Annotated in this window: 18 protein-coding genes; 10 read left to right on the top strand and 8 right to left on the bottom strand. The window is 61.2% G+C overall.

Annotation, left to right across the window (positions count from 1 at the left end; all coding sequences use genetic code 11):
- Positions 1–64: 64 nt before the first annotated feature.
- Both BLQ09_RS24550 and BLQ09_RS24545 read right to left on the bottom strand, forming a co-directional pair.
- Positions 65–280 (bottom strand): TIGR02450 family Trp-rich protein, encoded by a 216-nt coding sequence (locus BLQ09_RS24550; RefSeq protein WP_065924060.1) that lies wholly within the window; start codon positions 278–280, stop codon positions 65–67.
- A complete protein-coding gene (locus tag BLQ09_RS24545; RefSeq protein ID WP_027606868.1) occupies positions 277–1,263 on the bottom strand; it encodes an NAD(P)/FAD-dependent oxidoreductase in 987 nt (328 codons plus the stop codon). The genes BLQ09_RS24550 and BLQ09_RS24545 overlap by 4 nt, the downstream gene beginning before the upstream one ends.
- A 212-nt stretch (positions 1,264–1,475) precedes the next feature.
- Between BLQ09_RS24545 and BLQ09_RS24540 the strand changes: the two genes are divergently transcribed.
- Together BLQ09_RS24540 and hemH are read left to right on the top strand one after the other, a co-directional pair.
- The gene (locus tag BLQ09_RS24540; protein ID WP_027606867.1) at positions 1,476–2,375 is read left to right on the top strand and encodes a TIGR01777 family oxidoreductase; all 900 of its coding nucleotides are present in this window, start codon (positions 1,476–1,478) and stop codon (positions 2,373–2,375) included.
- Between the two features lie 15 nt (positions 2,376–2,390).
- Positions 2,391–3,416: a ferrochelatase gene (hemH, locus tag BLQ09_RS24535; RefSeq protein WP_092358840.1), complete on the top strand. Its 1,026-nt coding sequence runs from the start codon at positions 2,391–2,393 to the stop codon at positions 3,414–3,416.
- Positions 3,417–3,467: 51 nt separating this feature from the next.
- On the opposite strand, the gene BLQ09_RS24530 is transcribed toward hemH, so the two are convergent.
- Together BLQ09_RS24530 and algW are read right to left on the bottom strand one after the other, a co-directional pair.
- Positions 3,468–5,564 (bottom strand): TonB-dependent siderophore receptor, encoded by a 2,097-nt coding sequence (locus tag BLQ09_RS24530; RefSeq protein ID WP_092358838.1) that lies wholly within the window; start codon positions 5,562–5,564, stop codon positions 3,468–3,470.
- Between the two features lie 112 nt (positions 5,565–5,676).
- Positions 5,677–6,831, bottom strand: coding sequence for a Do family serine endopeptidase AlgW (algW, locus tag BLQ09_RS24525; RefSeq protein ID WP_027606864.1), 1,155 nt, complete (start codon positions 6,829–6,831; stop codon positions 5,677–5,679).
- A gap of 102 nt (positions 6,832–6,933) precedes the next feature.
- Here algW and BLQ09_RS24520 point away from each other — a divergent pair, with 102 nt between their 5' ends.
- The 3 genes from BLQ09_RS24520 (at position 6,934) to cysN (ending at position 10,654) form a co-directional block, all read left to right on the top strand.
- Positions 6,934–7,692: a Nif3-like dinuclear metal center hexameric protein gene (locus BLQ09_RS24520; protein ID WP_092358836.1), complete on the top strand. Its 759-nt coding sequence runs from the start codon at positions 6,934–6,936 to the stop codon at positions 7,690–7,692.
- A gap of 136 nt (positions 7,693–7,828) precedes the next feature.
- Complete coding sequence (gene cysD, locus BLQ09_RS24515; RefSeq protein WP_017137614.1) at positions 7,829–8,746, top strand: sulfate adenylyltransferase subunit CysD; 918 nt, start codon at positions 7,829–7,831, stop codon at positions 8,744–8,746.
- Between the two features lie 9 nt (positions 8,747–8,755).
- Positions 8,756–10,654 (top strand): sulfate adenylyltransferase subunit CysN, encoded by a 1,899-nt coding sequence (cysN, locus tag BLQ09_RS24510; RefSeq protein WP_065924067.1) that lies wholly within the window; start codon positions 8,756–8,758, stop codon positions 10,652–10,654.
- Positions 10,655–10,832: 178 nt separating this feature from the next.
- Here cysN and BLQ09_RS24505 read toward each other — a convergent pair whose 3' ends face one another.
- From BLQ09_RS24505 to BLQ09_RS24495, 3 genes are all read right to left on the bottom strand, one after another.
- Positions 10,833–11,729 carry an acyltransferase gene (locus tag BLQ09_RS24505; protein WP_092358834.1) on the bottom strand — a complete coding sequence of 299 codons (897 nt, stop codon included), beginning with the start codon at positions 11,727–11,729 and terminating at the stop codon, positions 10,833–10,835.
- Positions 11,730–13,829 carry a phosphate acetyltransferase gene (gene pta, locus BLQ09_RS24500; RefSeq protein WP_027606860.1) on the bottom strand — a complete coding sequence of 700 codons (2,100 nt, stop codon included), beginning with the start codon at positions 13,827–13,829 and terminating at the stop codon, positions 11,730–11,732. It lies immediately after the preceding gene.
- 79 nt (positions 13,830–13,908) lie between these two features.
- The gene (locus tag BLQ09_RS24495; protein ID WP_065948463.1) at positions 13,909–14,199 is read right to left on the bottom strand and encodes a DUF3565 domain-containing protein; all 291 of its coding nucleotides are present in this window, start codon (positions 14,197–14,199) and stop codon (positions 13,909–13,911) included.
- Here BLQ09_RS24495 and BLQ09_RS24490 point away from each other — a divergent pair.
- Positions 14,198–14,683, top strand: coding sequence for an FKBP-type peptidyl-prolyl cis-trans isomerase (locus BLQ09_RS24490; RefSeq protein ID WP_027606858.1), 486 nt, complete (start codon positions 14,198–14,200; stop codon positions 14,681–14,683). The two genes, BLQ09_RS24495 and BLQ09_RS24490, sit on opposite strands and share 2 nt — an antisense overlap.
- A 202-nt stretch (positions 14,684–14,885) precedes the next feature.
- On the opposite strand, the gene rpsT is transcribed toward BLQ09_RS24490, so the two are convergent.
- Positions 14,886–15,164: a 30S ribosomal protein S20 gene (rpsT, locus tag BLQ09_RS24485; protein ID WP_003188401.1), complete on the bottom strand. Its 279-nt coding sequence runs from the start codon at positions 15,162–15,164 to the stop codon at positions 14,886–14,888.
- Between the two features lie 253 nt (positions 15,165–15,417).
- Here rpsT and murJ point away from each other — a divergent pair, with 253 nt between their 5' ends.
- From murJ to lspA, 4 genes are all read left to right on the top strand, one after another.
- Complete coding sequence (murJ, locus tag BLQ09_RS24475) at positions 15,418–16,956, top strand: murein biosynthesis integral membrane protein MurJ (RefSeq protein WP_092358832.1); 1,539 nt, start codon at positions 15,418–15,420, stop codon at positions 16,954–16,956.
- A 119-nt stretch (positions 16,957–17,075) separates the two neighbouring features.
- Positions 17,076–18,014: a bifunctional riboflavin kinase/FAD synthetase gene (ribF, locus tag BLQ09_RS24470; protein WP_027606856.1), complete on the top strand. Its 939-nt coding sequence runs from the start codon at positions 17,076–17,078 to the stop codon at positions 18,012–18,014.
- A gap of 14 nt (positions 18,015–18,028) precedes the next feature.
- Positions 18,029–20,860 (top strand): isoleucine--tRNA ligase, encoded by a 2,832-nt coding sequence (gene ileS, locus BLQ09_RS24465; protein ID WP_092358828.1) that lies wholly within the window; start codon positions 18,029–18,031, stop codon positions 20,858–20,860.
- Positions 20,853–21,365: a signal peptidase II gene (lspA, locus tag BLQ09_RS24460; protein ID WP_027606854.1), complete on the top strand. Its 513-nt coding sequence runs from the start codon at positions 20,853–20,855 to the stop codon at positions 21,363–21,365. The genes ileS and lspA overlap by 8 nt, the downstream gene beginning before the upstream one ends.

Below are 21,365 nucleotides of genomic sequence, written 5' to 3'. Positions count from 1 at the left end.
CTAAATCTCATCATAGGTTTGATGCTGTACAAGTCAAATATTTTGTACAAGTATTTGCGCGGGGCTATTTCCAGCCGATTTGCCAAGCCTCGGCATTTTGCAGGGTTTGCCAGGCCAGGCGCTCAGCGCGCAGGGTCATCACGGCTTGCAACTCGATTTCCAGCACTGTGCCGTCCTCGTCACGAAACAGTTCGGTGACCAGGAAGTGTTTTTCCTTGTTGCGGGGCCGGGCTGCCGTCCACTTTGACAGCAGCAATTTGGCCGGGTTGATGCGGTTCATTGCAGGTGCTCGATCAACCGTCGCGCGGCTTCCTGACCACTGAGCCACGCCCCTTCCACGCGGCCCGAGAGGCACCAGTCGCCACACACGTACAGGCCCAGGTCGGCGTCGGCCAGCACCCCGAACTCATGGGCGGCTGACGGCCGTGCGTAGAGCCAGCGGTGGGCCAGGCTGAAGGATGGTGCGGGCATGGCGCTGTGCAGCAATTCGGCGAAGGCGCCGTGCAGGTGTTCGATCACCGCGTCCTTGGACAGGTCCAGGTGGGCCTTGCTCCAGGTGCTGGTGGCATGCAGCACCCAGGTGTCGAGGGTCGTATCGCGCCCGGGCTTGCTGCGGTTGCGCGCCAGCCAGTCCAGCGGGCTGTCTTGCACGAAGCAGCCTTCCATGGGGGTATCCAGGGGCTTGTCGAAGGCCAGGGCAATGGCCCAGGTCGGGTCCATCTTCACGCCGGCGGCGGCACTCGCCAATTTGGGCGCTGCCGCCAGCAGGGCCGTGGCCTGGGGCGCAGGCGTGGCGATGATCACATGGCTGAACGGGCCGTGGTTTTCGCCGTCGGCATCCAGCAGGTTCCAGTGTTGCTTGCCTTGGAACACTTCGGTGATCCGGCAACCGAACTCCACCGGCAGGTCATCGAGCAGGGCGCGGGTAATGGCGCTCATGCGCGGCGTGCCGACCCAGCGGATCTGTTCATCGGGGGAGGGCGTGAGTTGGCCGGACTTGAAGTTGTACAGCTGGGGCTTCCACTGCTCGGCCCAGCCGTTGCTTTGCCAGCGCTGCACTTCGTTGACGAAGCGTCGGTCGCGGGCGGTGAAGTATTGGGCGCCCATGTCCAATGCGCCGGCGTCGCTGCGCTTGCTGGACATGCGGCCGCCGCTGCCGCGGCTTTTATCGAAGAGTTGTACAACGTGCCCGGCGTCTTGTAACGCTCGGGCGGCGGAGAGACCGGCGATGCCGGTGCCGATGATCGCGATGGGGACAGTCATGGGAGGCCTCGTTTTACCGTTGGGTACAGGCTACGCCGACACCAATAGCTGTACAATATTATTTTTTGGTATAAGTTTTGGCGTACCTGATCGCTTGGCGTGACCTATGGTTAAGCATGAGGCTTAAACAAAAGTCACGCTCGATTACAAATTGATCCCTGCTTATAAAATAGACTAGTGATCGGCGGCGAACGTTACATGAGGAGCGTCCCATGCATATTTTGCTGACCGGCGGTACCGGCCTGATCGGTCGCCAACTCTGCCAACACTGGATTGCCCAAGGTCATCGCCTGACGGTGTGGAGCCGCCATCCTGAAGACGTCGCACGGTTATGCGGTGCAACGGTGCTCGGGGTGGCTCGTCTGGAAGAGGTGATTGGCGCGGTGGACGCGGTGGTCAACCTGGCAGGCGCGCCGATAGCTGACCGTCCCTGGACCCACAAACGCAAGGCGCTGCTCTGGAGCAGCCGCATCGGCTTGACCGAAACCCTGCTGGCCTGGCTCGAAAGCCAGGCGCAGAAGCCGGCGGTGCTGGTTTCCGGTTCGGCGGTGGGCTGGTACGGCGACGGCGGCGAGCGCGAACTGACCGAGGCGAGTGGGCCGGTACAGGACGATTTCCCCAGCCAACTGTGCATCGCCTGGGAAGAAACCGCCCAACGTGCCGAAGCGATGGGCATCCGCGTGGTGCTGGTGCGCACCGGCCTGGTACTGGCGGCCGAGGGCGGCTTTTTGTCGCGCCTGTTGCTGCCGTTCAAACTCGGGCTGGGCGGGCCTATCGGCAACGGGCGGCAGTGGATGCCGTGGGTGCATATCAAGGATCAAATCGCCTTGATTGATTTTCTTCTGCACAAGGATGACGCCAGCGGTCCTTATAATGCCTGCGCGCCGCACCCGGTGCGTAACCGCGAGTTCGCCAGGACATTGGGCCAGGCGCTGCACCGCCCGGCGTTCATGCCGATGCCGGCCTTTGTGTTGAAGGTGGGTTTGGGCGAGTTGTCCGGCTTGTTGCTGGGCGGCCAGAAAGCATTGCCCGAACGCCTGCTGGCGGCCGGTTTCACTTTTCAGTTCACTGAGTTGCGTGCGGCCTTGGACGACGTTTCCAGCCGCCGCTAAGAGATAGGATGTTGCATGACGGATCACGCGTTGTTACTGGTCAACCTGGGTTCACCGGCGTCCACTTCGGTGGCCGATGTGCGCAGCTACCTCAATCAGTTCCTGATGGACCCTTATGTCATCGATCTGCCGTGGCCGGTGCGGCGCTTGCTGGTGTCGCTGATCCTGATCAAGCGCCCCGAGCAATCGGCCCATGCCTACGCCTCGATCTGGTGGGACGAGGGCTCGCCGCTGGTGGTGCTCAGCCGTCGCCTGCAACAGCAGATGACCGCGCAGTGGACCCAGGGGCCAGTGGAGTTGGCGATGCGTTATGGCGAGCCTTCCCTGGAAACGACGCTCACGCGGTTGGCCGCCCAAGGTATTCAAAAAGTCACCTTGGCGCCCTTGTACCCGCAATTTGCCGACAGCACCGTGACCACAGTGATTGAAGAAGCCAAGCGGGTAGTGCGTGACAAAAAGCTCAACGTACAGTTCTCGATCCTGCAGCCATTCTACGATCAGGCGGAATACCTCGACGCGTTGGCAGCCAGCGCCCGACCTTATATAGACGCGCATTACGACCACTTGCTGCTGAGCTTCCACGGCTTGCCCGAGCGCCATCTGAAAAAGCTCGACCCGACCGGCCAGCATTGCTTCAAGGATGCGGACTGCTGCAGGAACGCCTCGCCTGAGGTGCTCGCGACCTGCTACCGCGCGCAATGCTTCAGCGTTGCCCGCGACTTCGCCGCGCGCCTGGGTTTGCCTGACGACAAATGGTCGGTGGCGTTCCAGTCGCGCCTGGGCCGTGCGAAGTGGATCGAACCCTACACCGAGGCACGCCTGGAAGCGCTGGCCCGGCAAGGGGTGAAAAAGCTGCTGGTGATGTGCCCCGCGTTTGTTGCCGACTGCATCGAGACCCTGGAAGAGATCGGTGATCGTGGTCGGGAGCAATTCCGCGAGGCGGGCGGTGAGGAGTTGGTGCTGGTGCCGTGTTTGAATGACGATCCGCAGTGGGCGGCAGCGCTCAATACCTTGTGTGAAAGAGCCCCGCTTTCGCTGTAATCACGTCATCCAAATGTGAGGGGCTTAACCCCTCTCACGTTTTTGATTGTGTTACAGGTTGAGGGTCAGGCTGACGGTGAGATTGCGCGGCTCGCCGGGATTGACCCAGTAATTGCTGTAGGACCGCTCGTAGTACTTTTCATCGAACAAGTTGTTGAGGTTCAGGCCCACGGTGACGCTCTGCGTGGCCTTGTAATGGGCCAGCAAATCGACGGTGTGGTAGGCGGGCAGTTCAAAGCGGCTGCCCGCTTCACCCGAGCGATCCCCTACATAGGTGAACGCCGCGCCCAGGTCTGAACCGCGCAGCGCGCCGTCCTGGAATTCATACACCCCCAACAGGCTGCCACTGTGCTTGGCTACGCCGAGGATGCGGCTGCCCGCAGGAATGGCTTTATCACCCTTGGTCACTTCGGCGTCGATGTAGGCAAAGGCGCCGATCACGCGTACCGCATCAGTCAGTTGTCCTGTCAGTTGCAGGTCGAAGCCCTGGCTGCGTGCCTTGCCCATGGCGCGGTTGGTATTGGTGGCCGGGTCCAGGGCCAGCACGTTTTCCTTTTCGATATGGAAGGCGGCGAGGGTGGCGCTGAGGCGGTCGTCGAACAGCTCGCTCTTGATCCCCACCTCATAGCCCACGCCTTCTTCGGGCTTGAAGGTCTTACCGCTGGCGTCCAGGCCGCTGTTGGGCTTGAACGAGGTGGAAGCGTTGGCGAATACGCCGACCTCTGGCGTCAGTTGATACAGCAGGCCGGCGCGCTGGGTAAGTGCGTCGTGGGTTTGCCGACTCTTGGCGTGGTTGCGGGTGAAGTCGTCGGTGCCTTGTTCGAAATGCTCGAAGCGAGCGCCGACCATGCCGCGCAAGCGGTCGGTGAAGATGATCTGGTCTTGCAGGTTCAGTGCCTGGCTTTTGGTCTGTTCGAAGAAGTCGGTGCCGGAGCGTGCGCCATTGGGTTTGGGCTGGCCGTAGACCGGGTTGTAGAGGTCGATGGCGTAGGGGCTGCCGGCTATGGCGGTGACGCGCTCCTTCTTGCGGTAGTCCTCGTATTCGGTGCCGACCAGCAATTCATGCTGCCAACTGCCAAGGTCGAACAGGCCGCGCAGTTCCAGTTGGGTGATGCTGTCGTGCCAGCCCGTGGAGCGTTCGCGGTAACGGCGGTTAAGGGTATGGCCGTCGGTGTTCAGCGCGCGGTTTTCCGAGGCGTCGCCCCACAGGCTGCCTTGTTTGTAATGGCTGGCCAGGCGCAGTTTCCAGGCGTCGTTGAGATGATGCTCGAGGGTCGCCTGGATGCGGTTGTTGTGGTTGTCGATAGTGCCGTCGTTGGGTTCGCCGAGGAAGGTGGAGCGCGATACGCCTGGGGCATCGACGATGCCCCGGTCGAAGGTGGAGCTGTGGCGTACGAATTCGCTTTCCACCAGCAGGTGGGTGTCCGGGTCCAGCTGCCAGCTGAATGAGGGCGCGACGAATACGCGCTTGCTCTCGACGTGATCGCGGAAACTGTTGTTGTCTTCCACTGCCAGGTTGACCCGCGACAGCAGGTCGCCCTCGCTGTCCAGCGGCGTATTGATATCGACGGCAGTGCGATAACGGTCCCAACTGCCCGCGCTGGTTTGCATGGTGGTGAAGGCTTCGGGCTGGGGTTTTTTGGTGACGATATTCACCGTGCCACCGGGATCACCGCGGCCATACAGGCTGGCTGCGGGGCCCTTGAGCACTTCGATGCGTTCGATATTGGCCGCGTCCGGTGTGCTCGGGTAGCCGCGGTTGGCGCTGAAACCGTCCTGGTAGAACTCCGAGGTGGTGAAGCCGCGCACGCTGTATTCGTAGAGCGTGAGGCCGCCAAAGTTGTTCTGCTTGGACACCCCGCCGGCAAACTCCAGGGCGCGTTCCACGTTAGTGCTGCCCAGGTCCGTGAGTACTGAGGCGGGAATCACGCTGATGGACTGTGGGATGTCGCGCAGGGCGGTGTCGGTTTTAGTCGCGCTGGCAGAGCGGGTGGCACGGTAGCCTTTGACCGGGCCGGTGGCGGATTCATAGGCGTCGGTGGTGACGCTGATGGTGTCCAGCTCAACGGTATTGTCTTCGGCAAAGGCGGGATCCAGCAGCAAACCCAAGGCCAGGCCAGCCAGGGGGGCAAACGTTCGAGACGGCATGATAGAGCGTTCCAATAGCGATATTGAAACAATATAACATGTCTAATGAGAATGCTTTTGCTTTGAAATATATGCTTACAGGTACCCGCGAACGGGTACCTGGCGAGGTGGTTTATTCCTCTTCCTTGACCGGTGCAGGGGGTGGACGCAGGCCGATTTCCGCCAGCAGCTTGATCTCTTTACCGTTGCGCATCACCTGGATCGCCACCTTGTCGGTTGGCTTGATCCGCGCCACCTGGTTCATCGACTTGCGCCCATCACCGGCCGGTTCGCCGTTGATGCTGAGGATCACATCCCCCAGCTGCAGGCCGGCTTTCTGCGCCGGGCCATCGCGGAAAATCCCGGCAACCACGATGCCTGGGCGCCCGGTCAGGCCGAACGACTCGGCCAGCTCCTTGGTCAGCGGCTGTACTTCGATCCCCAGCCAGCCGCGAATCACCTGGCCGTGCTCGATGATCGACTTCATCACTTCCATCGCCAGCTTTACCGGGATCGCAAAGCCGATGCCCTGGGAGCCGCCGGACTTGGAGAAAATCGCCGTGTTGATGCCGGTCAGGTTGCCATTGGCATCCACCAGTGCGCCGCCGGAGTTGCCCGGGTTGATCGCCGCATCAGTCTGGATAAAGTCCTCGTAGCTGTTCAGCCCCAGCTGGTTTCGCCCGGTGGCGCTGATGATGCCCATGGTCACCGTCTGGCCCACTCCGAACGGGTTGCCGATAGCCAGTGCCACATCACCCACCCGCAGCCCATCGGAGCGGCCGAGGGTGATGGACGGCAGGCTTTTCAGATCGATCTTCAGGACCGCGAGGTCGGTTTCCGGGTCGCTGCCCACCACGCGGGCCAGGGTTTCACGGCCGTCACGCAGGGCCACCACAATCTGGTCGGCGCCGGTGGTCACGTGGTTATTGGTGAGGATGTAGCCTTCGGGGCTCATGATCACCCCGGAACCCAGGCTGGACTCCATGCGGCGCTGCTTGGGCCCGTTGTCACCGAAGTAGCGGCGGAACTGCGGGTCTTCAAACAACGGATGGGCCGGCTTGTTGATGACCTTGGTGGTGTACAGGTTGACCACCGCAGGAGCGGCGATGACCACCGCGTCCGCGTAAGTCACCGGGCCTTGCACCACCGAGCTGGTCTGGGGCGCCTGTTGCAGGTTGACATCAAGGCTGGGCAAGCCCACCCACTGGGGATAACGCTGAATAATCAGCATCGCGATCAGCACGCCAGCCAGCAATGGCCATCCAAAAAAACGCAGTGCCTTGAGCATCAAGTAAGTCCTGACAGGTTGCAGGGGGCGGGAGAGCGCCCATAATGTCGCGCATTATACGAGGCTGCGAGCGCCTCGGAACGGGATATTTAGGAGTCTTTTATGGCCGTCCCCCTTACCACCCTCGTCGAGGAAGCGGACCGCTACCTCGGCAGCGCAAAGATTGCCGATTACTGCCCCAATGGCCTGCAGGTCGAGGGGCGGCCGCAAGTGATGCGCATCGTCAGCGGCGTGACCGCCAGCCAGGCCCTGCTGGACGCGGCCGTCGAAGCCCAGGCCGATTTGATCCTGGTGCACCACGGTTATTTCTGGAAAGGCGAAAACCCCTGTATCACCGGCATGAAGCAACGCCGCCTGAAAACCCTGCTCAAACACGACATCAGCCTGCTGGCCTACCACCTGCCGCTGGACCTGCACCCCGACGTTGGCAATAACGTGCAACTCGCCCGCCAGTTGGATATCACCGTCGAAGGCCCACTGGACCCGAGCAACCCCAGGGTCGTCGGCCTGGTCGGCTCGCTCGTCGAACCGCTGTCGCCCCGCGACTTCGCCCGGCGTGTGCAGGACGTGATGGGCCGCGAGCCGCTGCTGATCGAAGGCAGCCAGATGATCCGCCGCGTCGGCTGGTGCACCGGTGGCGGCCAGGGTTACATCGACAACGCCATCGCCGCGGGCGTCGATCTGTTCCTGAGCGGCGAAGCTTCCGAGCAAACCTTCCACAGTGCCCGGGAAAACGACATCAGCTTTATCGCCGCCGGCCACCACGCCACCGAACGTTACGGCGTACAGGCGCTGGGCGATTACCTGGCGCGGCGCTTCGCCCTGGAGCATCTGTTCATCGATTGCCCCAACCCGATTTGATGGCCAAACCTTGGGGCATATTGATATACCGTTTCGATCTAGCTGGCGCCCTGAATAGAAGAAGGTGCTGTGCTAGCATGCCCCGCTCGAACACGGCCCGCTGGCCGTCCATAAGATCGTTTTTCCGTGAGTAACCATGGTCGACAAACTGACGCATCTGAAACAGCTGGAGGCGGAAAGCATCCACATCATCCGCGAGGTCGCCGCCGAGTTCGATAACCCGGTGATGCTCTACTCGATCGGTAAAGACTCCGCCGTGATGCTGCACCTGGCGCGCAAGGCCTTCTTCCCGGGCAAGCTGCCGTTCCCGGTGATGCACGTCGACACCCGCTGGAAATTCCAGGAGATGTACAAGTTCCGCGACAAAATGGTCGAGGAACTGGGCCTGGACCTGATCACCCATGTCAACCCGGATGGCGTGGCGCAGGGCATCAACCCGTTCACCCACGGCAGCGCCAAGCACACCGACATCATGAAGACCGAAGGCCTCAAGCAGGCCTTGGACAAGCATGGTTTCGACGCGGCCTTCGGCGGTGCCCGTCGCGATGAAGAGAAATCCCGCGCCAAAGAGCGCGTGTACTCGTTTCGCGACAGCAAGCACCGCTGGGACCCGAAGAACCAGCGCCCGGAGCTGTGGAACGTCTACAACGGCAACGTCAACAAGGGCGAGTCGATCCGTGTGTTCCCGCTGTCCAACTGGACCGAGCTGGACATCTGGCAGTACATCTACCTGGAAGGCATCCCGATCGTGCCGCTGTACTTCGCCGCCGAGCGCGATGTCATCGAGAAGAACGGCACGTTGATCATGATCGACGACGACCGCATCCTCGAGCACTTGTCCGACGAAGACAAAGCCCGAATCGTCAAAAAGAAAGTACGTTTCCGTACCCTTGGCTGCTACCCGTTGACGGGCGCGGTGGAGTCCGAAGCCGAGACGCTGACGGACATCATTCAGGAAATGCTCCTGACGCGAACTTCCGAGCGCCAGGGCCGTGTCATCGACCACGATGGTGCAGGCTCGATGGAAGATAAAAAACGTCAAGGCTATTTCTAAGGGGCTGTCATGTCGCATCAATCTGATTTGATCAGCGAGGACATCCTCGCCTACCTGGGCCAGCACGAGCGCAAGGAAATGTTGCGCTTCCTGACCTGTGGCAACGTCGACGACGGCAAGAGCACCCTGATCGGGCGCCTGCTGCACGACTCCAAGATGATCTACGAAGATCACTTGGAAGCCATCACCCGTGACTCGAAAAAGTCCGGCACCACCGGTGACGACATCGACCTGGCGTTGCTGGTCGACGGCCTGCAGGCCGAGCGTGAGCAGGGCATCACCATCGATGTCGCCTACCGCTACTTCTCTACCGCCAAGCGCAAATTCATCATCGCCGACACCCCCGGCCATGAGCAGTACACCCGCAACATGGCCACCGGTGCATCCACCTGTGACCTGGCGATCATCCTGATCGACGCACGCTACGGCGTGCAGACCCAGACCCGTCGCCACAGCTATATCGCTTCGCTGCTGGGCATCAAGCACATCGTGATCGCCGTCAACAAGATGGACATCAATGGCTTTGACCAAAGCGTGTTCGAGTCGATCAAGGCCGATTACCTGAAGTTCGCCGAAGGCATCGCCTTCAAGCCGAGCACCATGGCATTCGTGCCGATGTCGGCGCTCAAGGGCGACAACGTGGTGAACAAGAGCGAGCACTCGCCCTGGTACACCGGCCAGTCGCTGATGGAGATCCTCGAGACCGTCGAGATCGCCAACGACCGCAACTACACCGACCTGCGTTTCCCGGTGCAGTACGTCAACCGTCCGAACCTGAACTTCCGTGGGTTCGCCGGCACCCTGGCCAGCGGCATCGTGCACAAGGGCGACGAAGTCGTGGTGCTGCCGTCGGGCAAGAGCAGCCGCGTCAAATCCATCGTCACCTTCGAAGGTGAGCTGGAACACGCCGGCCCAGGCCAGGCCGTGACCCTGACCATGGAAGACGAGATCGACATCTCCCGTGGCGACCTGCTGGTGCATGCCGACAACGTGCCGCAAGTGACCGACGCCTTCGACGCCATGCTGGTGTGGATGGCCGAAGAACCGATGCTGCCGGGCAAGAAATACGACATCAAGCGCGCCACCAGCTACGTGCCGGGTTCCATCACCAGCATCGTGCACCGTGTGGACGTGAACACCCTGGCCGAAGGCCCTGCGAGTTCGCTGCAACTGAACGAAATCGGCCGGGTCAAGGTCAGCCTCGACGCCGCCATCGCGTTGGATGGCTATGACAGCAACCGCACCACCGGTGCGTTTATCGTCATCGACCGCCTGACCAACGGCACCGTGGGCGCCGGCATGATCATCGCACCGCCGGTCACCCACGGCAGTGCGGCGCATCACGGCAAGTTGGCCCATGTCGCCACCGAGGAGCGCGCCCAGCGTTTCGGCCAGCAACCGGCTACCGTGTTGTTCAGCGGCCTGTCAGGCGCGGGCAAGAGCACCCTGGCCTATGCGGTCGAGCGCAAGCTGTTCGACATGGGCCGTGCGGTGTTCGTGCTGGATGGCCAGAACCTGCGTCACGACCTGAACAAGGGCTTGCCTCAGGACCGTGCCGGGCGTACCGAAAACTGGCGCCGTGCCGCTCACGTGGCGCGTCAGTTCAACGAAGCCGGCCTGCTGACCCTGGCCGCGTTCGTTGCCCCGGATGCCGAAGGCCGTGAACAGGCCAAGGCGCTGATTGGCAGCGACCGCCTGTTGACCGTGTACGTGCAGGCCTCCCCGCAGGTGTGCGCCGAGCGTGATCCGCAGGGCTTGTACGCGGCGGGTGGGGATAACATCCCTGGCGAATCCTTCCCGTACGACGTGCCGTTGAATGCCGACCTGGTAATCGACACCCAGGCCTTGTCGCTGGAAGACAGCGTCAAGCAAGTGCTGGAGCTGTTGCGTCAGCGCGGCGCGATCTAAACCTCGCGGCCACAAAAAAGCCCGCCACCGAGTGATCAGTGGCGGGCTTTTTTACATCTTCAAGATCGAGCACGGTCAAATGTGGGAGGGGGCTTGCCCCCGATAGCAGTGTGTCAGTCAGTACATCTGTCACTGATCCACCGCTATCGGGGGCAAGCCCCCTCCCACATTTTGTTCATCATTTGTCTGGAAAGTCTTTGTGAAGTCGGTCCAGCAACGCATCCTTGGTTTCCCACAGTTGGTTGATCCACCCCTGGAACGCCAACCGATACTCCCCATCCTGCTCATAATTCCTGCCGATAAACTCGGCCGGAATCTGCACCTCTTCAAACTGCACCACAACGTCCTTCACATTCCCGCACAGCAAGTCCCAATACCCCGGGCGCCCGCCAGGGTAGTGAATGGTCACATTGACCAGTGATTTCAGCTGTTCTCCCATGGCATCCAGCACAAACGCGATACCACCCGCCTTGGGCTTGAGCAGGTAGCGAAACGGCGACTTCTGCTGCGCATGCTTGCCCGGTGTAAAACGCGTGCCTTCGGCAAAGTTGAAAATACCCACCGGGTTGTCGCGAAACTTCGCACAGGTCTTGCGAGTGGTTTCCAGGTCCTTGCCTTTCTTCTCCGGGTGTTTTTCCAGGTAGGCCTTGGTGTAGCGCTTCATGAAGGGAAAGCCCAGTGCCCACCACGCCAGGCCAATCACCGGCACCCAGATCAACTCCTGCTTGAGGAAGAACTTCAGCGGGCGAATCCGACGATTGAGCACATATTGCAGGACCATGATGTCGACCCAGCTCTGATGGTTGCTGGTCACCAGGTACGAGTGCTGGTAGTCCAGGCCTTCAAGGCCTTTAAGGTGCCAACGGGTGCTGCACACCAGGTTCATCCAACCTTTGTTGTTGGTGACCCAGGCTTCATGGGTGTGGTTCATCAGCCATTCGCTGAAGCCCTTGGCGAAGGGCAGCGCCTTGAACAGCGCCACGATGAACAGGAATGAGCACAGCAGGATCGTGTTCAGCGCCAGCAACAAGGACGCGATCACCCCGCGTACGGCGGCAGGTAGAAAATCCAGCATTTAGATATCCATAGGTCGGTTGGCGGCTTGGATCGCAGTCAGCGCGATGGTGTACACGATGTCGTCGACCTGGGCACCCCGTGGCAGGTCGTTGACCGGTTTGCGCAGGCCTTGGAGCATCGGCCCCAGGCTGACGCAATCGGCACTGCGTTGCACGGCCTTGTGCGTGGTGTTGCCGGTGTTCAGGTCCGGGAACACAAACACGGTGGCTTTGCCGGCGACCAGGCTGTCGGGGGCCAGTTGGCGGGCGACGGTTTCGTTGGCGGCGGCGTCGTATTGCAGCGGGCCGTCGATCAGCAGTGAGCTTTGCTGTTCATGGGCGAGCAGGGTGGCTTCGCGGACTTTCTCCACTTCCTCACCGCTGGCCGAGTCGCCGCTGGAGTAGCTGATCATCGCCACACGCGGGGTGATACCGAAGGCAGCGGCCGAGTCGGCGCTTTGCAAGGCGATTTCCGCCAGTTCGGCGGCGCTTGGGTGCGGATTCATTACGCAGTCGCCGTAGACCAGCACCTGCTCGGGAAACAGCATGAAGAACACTGACGACACCAGGGTGCAGCCCGGTGCGGTCTTGATCAACTGCAGGGCCGGGCGAATGGTGTTGGCGGTGGAGTGGATAACCCCGGAGACCAGGCCGTCCACTTCATCCAGTGCGAGCATCATGGTGGCGATCACCACGGTGTCTTCCAGTTGCTGCTCGGCCATCGGCGCATTCAGGCTCTTGCTCTTGCGCAGGGCAACCATGGGCTCCACGTAGCGCTGGCGAATCAGGTCCGGGTCGAGAATCTCCAGGCCTTCGGGCAATTCGATGCCTTGGGCGCGCGCGACCGCTTCTACGTCAGCCGGCTTGGCCAGCAGCACGCAGCGCGCGATGCCCCGGGCCTGGCAGATGGCGGCGGCTTGCACGGTCAGCGGTTCGCTGCCCTCGGGCAGCACGATGCGTTTGTTGGCCGCCTGGGCGCGCTGGATCAGCTGGTAGCGGAACACCGCCGGCGACAGGCGCATCTCCCGTGGCGTGCCGCAACGCTGGTGCAGCCAGCGCGCATCGAGGTGGCTGGCGACGAAATCGGTGATGATCTCCGCGCGCTCGCGGTCATCGATGGGGATTTCCTTGTTGAGGTTGTTGAGCAGGTTGGCGGTCTCGTAGGAACCGGTACTCACCGACAGCACCGGCAACCCGGCCTGGAAGGCGCCGCGGCACAGCTCCATGATGCGCGGGTCGGGCAGGGTGTCGCTGGTCAGCAGCAGGCCGGCCAGGGGCACGCCGTTGATCGCGGCCAGGCTGACGGCGAGGATGATGTCGTCACGGTCGCCGGGGGTCACCACCAGCACGCCGGGCTTGAGCAGCTCCACGGTGTTACGCATGGTGCGGGCGCAGATGATGATCTTGGTCATGCGTCGGGTTTCGTAGTCGCCGGCGTTGAGGATCTGCGCGCCCATCAGGTCGGCCACGTCGCGGGTGCGCGGCGCGTTGAGTTCCGGCTGGTAAGGAATGCAGCCGAGCAGGCGGAAATCACCGCTGCGCAGCAAGGGCGAATGCTCCTTGAGGCGCGCCGAGAAGGCTTCCATGCTTTCGTCGGTGCGCACCTTGTTCAGGATCACGCCGAGCACTTTCGGGTCTTTCGGGCCGCCGAACAACTGGGCCTGCAGTTCCACGCGGCCGGAGAGTTCGGTGAGCACTTCGTTTTCCGGGGCCGAGACCAGGATCACTTCCGCATCCAGGCTCTTGGCCAGGTGCAGGTTGACCCGGGCCGCATAGCTGGCGCTGCGGGTCGGTACCATGCCTTCGACGATCAGCACGTCCTTGCCCACGGCGGCCTGCTGATAAAGGGTGATGATTTCTTCGAGCAGCTCGTCGAGCTGGCCGTCGCCGAGCATGCGTTCCACGTGAGCCAGGCCTAGCGGTTGTGGCGGCTTGAGGCCATGGGTGCGAGCCACCAGCTCGGTGGAGCGTTCGGGGCCGGTATCGCCGGGATGTGGCTGGGCAATCGGCTTGAAAAAACCGACTTTCAGGCCGGCTCGCTCAAGGGTACGCACCAGCCCAAGGCTGATGGAGGTCAGACCCACACCAAAATCGGTGGGCGCGATAAAAAAAGTCTGCATGCGAATTCTCTGGAGGTGCATGGCTTCGGTGGCGCCCTATGGTTGAGTGCCTACCGGGAATCAGGCGCCAAGGTTATCGTTATTCGGGCGCTTGCGCACACCAGCCGCAGGCAAAGGGCTGGCCTATTTTTTCCAGGCGCTGTGTGGCGTCGAGTACCCAGGCGCGAGACTGCCATGGCGGCTGGTGGCGCAGGTGCTGGGTGTGGCCGCAGGACAGCTCGGCAACCCAGTGACCCTCCTCGTCCTGGTGGAAGCCGATGATCAAGGATGCCGTTGATCGGCCCCGTCCGTCCGGGTTCTGTTCGCTTTCGGGCAAATCCTTGTTTAGACTTGTCCGTTCTTCATTCTTATGCAAAAGGTCTCGCCCCATGACGATCGCCGCTAACAAGGCTGTCTCCATCGACTATACCCTGACCAACGACGCTGGTGAGGTCATCGACAGCTCAGCCGGCGGCGCGCCGCTGGTCTACCTGCAAGGCGCAGGTAACATCATCCCAGGCCTGGAAAAGGCTCTGGAAGGCAAGAGCGTCGGTGATGAGCTGACCGTTGCCGTAGAACCTGAAGATGCCTACGGCGAATACTCCGCCGAACTGGTCAGCACCCTGAGCCGCAGCATGTTCGAAGGTGTTGATGAGTTGGAAGTGGGCATGCAGTTCCACGCTTCCGCGCCGGACGGTCAAATGCAGATCGTCACCATCCGTGACCTGGACGGCGACGACGTCACCGTCGACGGCAACCACCCTCTGGCTGGCCAGCGCCTGAACTTCCAAGTGAAGATCGTTGCCATCCGCGACGCTTCCCAGGAAGAAGTGGCCCACGGTCACGTCCACGGTGAAGGCGGTCATCACCATTGATTGATGTTTTGATCAAGTGGTAGCAAAAACGCCCCGGCTGGTTCGGGGCGTTTTTTTGTGCGCTTGAAAATCTCTACCGGATACCCCGGCCACATTTTGATCGTGGTGTATTTTCAGGCACAAACAAAAATGCCCCAGACCTTTCGGTATGGGGCATTTCTTAACTGTTTCGCAACCGGGGTTGCGTTGCAGTTGCTACCACTTAGGCTGCAGCAGGAACGCTCAGAGCCTTGATGTGGCCGTTCAGGCGGCTCTTATGACGAGCGGCCTTGTTCTTGTGGATGATGCCTTTATCGGCCATACGGTCGATAACTGGCACAGCCAGAACGTAAGCTGCTTGAGCTTTTTCAGCGTCTTTGGTGTCGATGGCTTTAACTACATTCTTGATGTAGGTACGAACCATGGAACGCAGGCTGGCGTTGTGGCTGCGACGCTTCTCAGCCTGTTTTGCACGTTTTTTGGCGGAAGGTGTGTTGGCCACCGTCGAGCTCCTCGAAAGACTTTTTAGGAAATAGCAAACAAAATAGGCCGCGAATCATGCCGATGACTTGATGTGTTGTCAAGGCCGGCTGATGCGAACTGCTGAGTGGTCGATCTGAAGAGGCGGGTGATTTATTTCCGGCGCTTGACCTGTAAACTCGCGAGCTTTGGCGCTGTGCTGTTGCAGGCGCGCAGTATCGCATAAGTAGGCGCTTAGTTCGCCTGCTCTTTATCTATAGGCGCAAACTCTTTCAATGAATCTGCTCAAATCGTTGGCCGCCGTCAGCTCTATCACGATGATCTCCCGGGTTTTGGGGTTTGTGCGTGACACCCTGCTGGCGCGTATCTTCGGCGCCAGCATGGCCACGGATGCGTTCTTTATTGCCTTCAAACTGCCCAACCTGCTGCGACGGATCTTTGCCGAGGGCGCGTTTTCCCAGGCGTTCGTGCCGATTCTGGCCGAATACAAGACTCAACAGGGTGAGGAGGCGACCCGGACCTTTATCGCCTACGTTTCGGGCCTGCTGACTCTGGTGTTGATGCTGGTGACCCTCGTCGGCATGCTCGCCGCGCCCTGGGTGATCTGGGCCACGGCGCCGGGTTTTGCCAATACGCCGGAAAAATTCGCGCTGACCACTGACCTGTTGCGGGTGACCTTTCCTTATATATTGCTGATCTCGCTGTCATCCCTGGCCGGTGCGATCCTCAACACCTGGAACCGTTTCTCGGTGCCGGCGTTCGTGCCGACGCTGCTTAACGTCAGCATGATTATCTTTGCGCTGTTCCTGACACCTTACTTCGATCCACCGGTCATGGCCCTTGGCTGGGCCGTGCTGGCCGGTGGCCTGGCGCAGTTGCTCTACCAGCTGCCGCACCTGAAAAAGATCGGCATGCTCGTATTGCCGCGACTGAACCTCAAGGACACCGGCGTCTGGCGCGTGATGCGCAATATGTTGCCGGCGATCCTTGGGGTGTCGGTGAGCCAGATTTCCCTGATCATCAACACCGCGTTCGCCTCGCTGCTGGTATCCGGCTCGGTGTCATGGATGTATTACGCCGACCGCCTCATGGAACTGCCGTCCGGCGTGCTGGGCGTAGCCCTCGGCACCATTTTGCTGCCGACGCTGGCACGCACCTATGCCAGCAAGGATCGCCAGGAATACTCGCGCATCCTCGATTGGGGACTGCGCCTGTGTTTCGTGCTGGTGCTGCCGTGCGCACTGGCGTTGGGGATCCTGGCCGAGCCGCTGACGGTGTCGCTGTTCCAATACGGGCAATTCGATGCCCATGACGCGTTGATGACCCAGCATGCGCTGGTGGCTTATTCCGTCGGGCTGCTCGGCATCATCGTGATCAAGGTGCTGGCGCCTGGCTTCTATGCCCAGCAGAACATCCGCACGCCGGTAAAGATCGCGATCTTCACCCTGATCGTCACGCAACTGCTCAACCTGGTGTTTATCGGTCCGCTGGCCCACGCCGGCCTGGCCCTGGCCATCAGTGCCGGTGCGTGCATCAATGCCGGCCTGCTGTTTTATCAGCTGCGCAAACAACAGATGTTCCAGCCTCAGCCTGGCTGGGGCATGTTCGCCCTCAAGTTGTTGGTGGCCGTTGCGATGATGTCGGCGGTATTGCTCGGCCTGATGCACTTCATGCCGGCCTGGGATGAGGGGCATATGCTGGAGCGCTTCATGCGCCTGGGCGTGCTGGTCGTGGCCGGCGTGGTGGTGTACTTCGGGATGTTGCTGCTGCAAGGCTTCCGCCTGCGGGATTTCAATCGCAAGTCGTTGAGCTAGAGAGTTTGCCGCGATAAAACGGTTGTTTTATCGATTCGATCCATTTGCCCTGCGCTGTTGCCTGTCGTCCGGGGCCGGGTGTGGTTATAATCGACCACTTTATGAGCAAGAAGCGCGTTATGCAGCTGGTTCGAGGTCTCCACAACCTGCGCCCTGAGCATCGGGGCTGCGTCGCCACTATTGGCAACTTTGACGGTGTTCACCGTGGCCACCAGGCTATCCTGGCCCGGCTGCGCGAGCGTGCGGTCGAGTTGGGCGTACCCAGCTGCGTGGTGATTTTCGAGCCGCAGCCGCGGGAATATTTCACCCCGGAAACGGCACCGGCACGTCTGGCCCGTCTGCGGGACAAGCTGCAACTGCTGGCCGAAGAAGGCGTGGACCGCGTCCTCTGCCTGGCTTTCAACCAGCGTTTGCAAAGTCTCAGCGCTGCCGAGTTCGTCGACCGCATACTGGTAGACGGCCTGGGCGTACAACATTTGGAGGTCGGCGACGACTTCCGTTTTGGCTGCGACCGGGTCGGGGATTTCGAGTTCCTGCAACACGCCGGTATCACCCAGGGCTTTACCGTCGAAGCCGCGCAAACCGTCGAACTGGACGGCCTGCGCGTGAGCAGCACCCAGGTGCGGAACGCCCTGGCCGCTGCCGACTTCGCCTTGGCCGAGCGTTTGCTCGGTCGCCCGTTCCGCATTGCCGGGCGGGTACTGCACGGCCAGAAGCTGGCGCGCCAACTGGGCACGCCAACCGCCAACGTGCAACTCAAGCGCCGCCGTGTGCCGCTCACCGGGGTTTACCTGGTCAGCGTCGACATCGACGGCCAGCCGTGGCCGGGAGTCGCCAACATAGGCGTCAGGCCCACGGTTGCAGGTGATGGCAAGGCCCACCTGGAAGTTCACCTTTTGGATTTTGCCGGTGATCTGTATGACCGGCGTTTGACGGTGGTTTTCCACCAGAAGCTGCGTGAAGAGCAGCGTTTCGCCTCGCTTGAGGCGTTGAAAACGGCGATCAATGCGGATGTCGCCGCCGCCCGTGCACTAGCCGCACCTAGCGCCCATCGCTAACCGAAGAGCCTTAAATGACCGACTATAAAGCCACGTTAAACCTTCCGGACACCGCCTTCCCAATGAAGGCCGGCCTGCCACAGCGCGAACCGCAGATCCTGCAGCGCTGGGACAGTATTGGCCTGTACGGAAAGTTGCGCGAAATTGGCAAGGATCGTCCGAAATTCGTCCTGCACGACGGCCCTCCTTATGCCAACGGCACGATTCACATCGGTCATGCGCTGAACAAGATTCTCAAGGACATGATCCTGCGCTCGAAAACCCTGGCGGGTTTTGACGCGCCGTATGTCCCGGGTTGGGACTGCCACGGCCTGCCGATCGAACACAAGGTCGAAGTGACCCAAGGCAAGAACCTGGGCGCGGATAAAACCCGCGAACTGTGCCGTGCCTACGCTGCCGAGCAGATCGAAGGGCAGAAGTCCGAGTTCATCCGCCTGGGTGTGCTGGGCGAGTGGGACAACCCGTACAAAACCATGAACTTCAAGAACGAGGCCGGTGAAATCCGTGCCTTGGCCGAAATCGTCAAGGGCGGTTTCGTGTTCAAGGGCCTCAAGCCCGTGAACTGGTGCTTCGATTGCGGCTCGGCCCTGGCTGAAGCGGAAGTCGAATACGAAGACAAGAAGTCCTCGACCATCGACGTGGCCTTCCCGATCGCCGACGACGCCAAGCTGGCCGAGGCCTTTGGCCTGGCAAGCCTGAGCAAGCCGGCTGCCATCGTGATCTGGACCACCACCCCGTGGACCATTCCCGCCAACCAGGCGCTGAACGTGCACCCGGAATTCACCTACGCCTTGGTGGACGTCGGTGATCGCCTGCTGGTGCTGGCCGAGGAAATGGTCGAAGCGTGCCTGGCTCGCTACGAGCTGCAAGGTTCGGTGATTGCCACCACTACCGGTTCCGCGCTGGAGCTGATCAACTTCCGTCACCCGTTCTATGACCGTCTGTCGCCGGTGTACCTGGCTGACTACGTCGAGCTGGGTTCGGGTACGGGCATTGTTCACTGCTCGCCTGCCTATGGCGTGGACGACTTCGTGATCTGCAAGAAGTACGGCATGGTCAACGATGAGATCATCAACCCGGTGCAAAGCAACGGTGTTTATGTGCCTTCGCTGGAGTTCTTCGGCGGCCAGTTCATCTTCAAGGCCGACCAGCCGATCATCGACAAGCTGCGTGAAGTCGGTGCGCTGATGCAAACCGACACCATCAAGCACAGCTACATGCACTGCTGGCGCCACAAGACCCCGCTGATCTACCGCGCCACCGCGCAATGGTTTATCGGCATGGACAAAGAGCCGACCAGCGGCGACACCCTGCGTGTGCGCTCGCTCAAGGCTATCGAAGACACCAAGTTCGTCCCGGCCTGGGGCCAGGCGCGCCTGCACTCGATGATCGCCAACCGTCCGGACTGGTGCATCTCCCGTCAGCGTAACTGGGGCGTGCCGATCCCGTTCTTCCTCAACAAGGAAAGCGGCGAGCTGCACCCACGCACCGTCGAACTGATGGAAGTGGTGGCCCAGCGTGTCGAACAGGAAGGCATCGAAGCCTGGTTCAAGCTGGACGCCGCCGAGTTGCTGGGTGACGAAGCGCCGCTGTACGACAAGATCAGCGACACCCTCGACGTGTGGTTCGACTCCGGTACCACCCACTGGCACGTGCTGCGCGGCTCGCACCCGATGGGTCACGAGACCGGCCCGCGTGCCGACCTGTACCTGGAGGGCTCCGACCAACACCGGGGCTGGTTCCACTCGTCGCTGCTGACCGGTTGCGCCATCGACAACCACGCGCCATACCGCGAGCTGCTGACCCACGGGTTCACCGTCGACGAGACGGGCCGCAAGATGTCCAAGTCGCTGAAGAACGTGATCGAGCCGAAAAAGATCAACGACACCTTGGGCGCCGACATCATGCGCCTGTGGGTGGCGTCGACCGATTACTCCGGCGAGATCGCCGTGTCGGACCAGATCCTGGCCCGCAGCGCCGATGCCTACCGCCGTATCCGTAATACCGCGCGCTTCCTGCTGTCGAACCTGACCGGTTTCAACCCGGCCACCGACATCCTGCCGGCCGAGGACATGCTCGCCCTGGACCGTTGGGCCGTGGACCGTACCCTGTTGCTGCAGCGCGAGTTGCAGGAGCACTACGGCGAATACCGCTTCTGGAACGTGTACTCGAAGATCCACAACTTCTGCGTGCAGGAGCTGGGTGGTTTCTACCTCGACATCATCAAGGACCGCCAGTACACCACCGGTGCCAACAGCAAGGCCCGCCGTTCGGCGCAGACCGCGCTGTACCACATCTCCGAAGCGCTGGTGCGCTGGATCGCACCGATCCTGGCCTTCACCGCCGACGAACTGTGGGAATACCTGCCGGGCGAGCGTAACGAGTCCGTCATGCTCAACACCTGGTATGAAGGCTTGACCGAACTGCCGGCCGACTTCGAACTGGGCCGCGACTACTGGGAAGGCGTAATGGCCGTCAAGGTTGCGGTGAACAAGGAGCTGGAGGTTCAGCGTGCGGCCAAGGCCGTCGGTGGCAACCTCCAGGCCGAAGTCACCTTGTTTGCCGAGGAAGGCCTGACTGCCGACCTGGCCAAGCTGAGTAACGAACTGCGCTTCGTGTTGATCACTTCCACTGCGAGCCTGGCACCGTTTGCCCTGGCACCGGCGGACGCCGTGGCCACCGAAGTGCCGGGCCTCAAGCTCAAGGTTGTCAAGTCAGCCTTCCCTAAGTGCGCCCGTTGCTGGCACTGCCGTGAAGACGTCGGGGTGAACCCTGAGCATCCGGAAATCTGCGGTCGTTGCGTCGACAACATTTCCGGTGAAGGCGAGGTTCGCCACTATGCCTAATGCAGCCAGTCGTTTCGGACGCCTGGGCTGGCTCGTACTGAGTGTGCTGGTCCTGGTCATCGACCAGGTCAGCAAGGCTCATTTCGAGGGCTCCCTGGAAATGTTCCAGCAAATCGTGGTGATCCCGGATTACTTCAGCTGGACCCTGGCCTACAACACTGGCGCCGCTTTCAGCTTCCTGGCTGACGGTGGCGGCTGGCAGCGCTGGCTGTTCGCCCTGATCGCGGTGGTGGTCAGTGCGGTGCTCGTGGTCTGGCTCAAGCGCCTGGGTCGCGATGACACCTGGCTGGCCATCGCCTTGGCCCTGGTGTTGGGCGGCGCCCTGGGCAACCTGTACGACCGTATAGCCCTGGGCCATGTGATCGACTTCATCCTGGTGCATTGGCAGAACCGCCATTACTTCCCGGCGTTCAATTTTGCCGACAGCGCCATCACCGTCGGTGCAATCATGCTGGCGCTGGACATGTTCAAAAGTAAGAAAACCGGAGAGACCGTCAATGACTGA

This window comes from Pseudomonas sp. NFACC25, assembly GCF_900100935.1.
GTDB classification, from domain to species: Bacteria; Pseudomonadota; Gammaproteobacteria; order Pseudomonadales; family Pseudomonadaceae; genus Aquipseudomonas; species Aquipseudomonas marginalis.
Note: the sequence above shows the minus strand (reverse complement) of the source record. Positions and strands in the feature narration are given on the sequence as shown.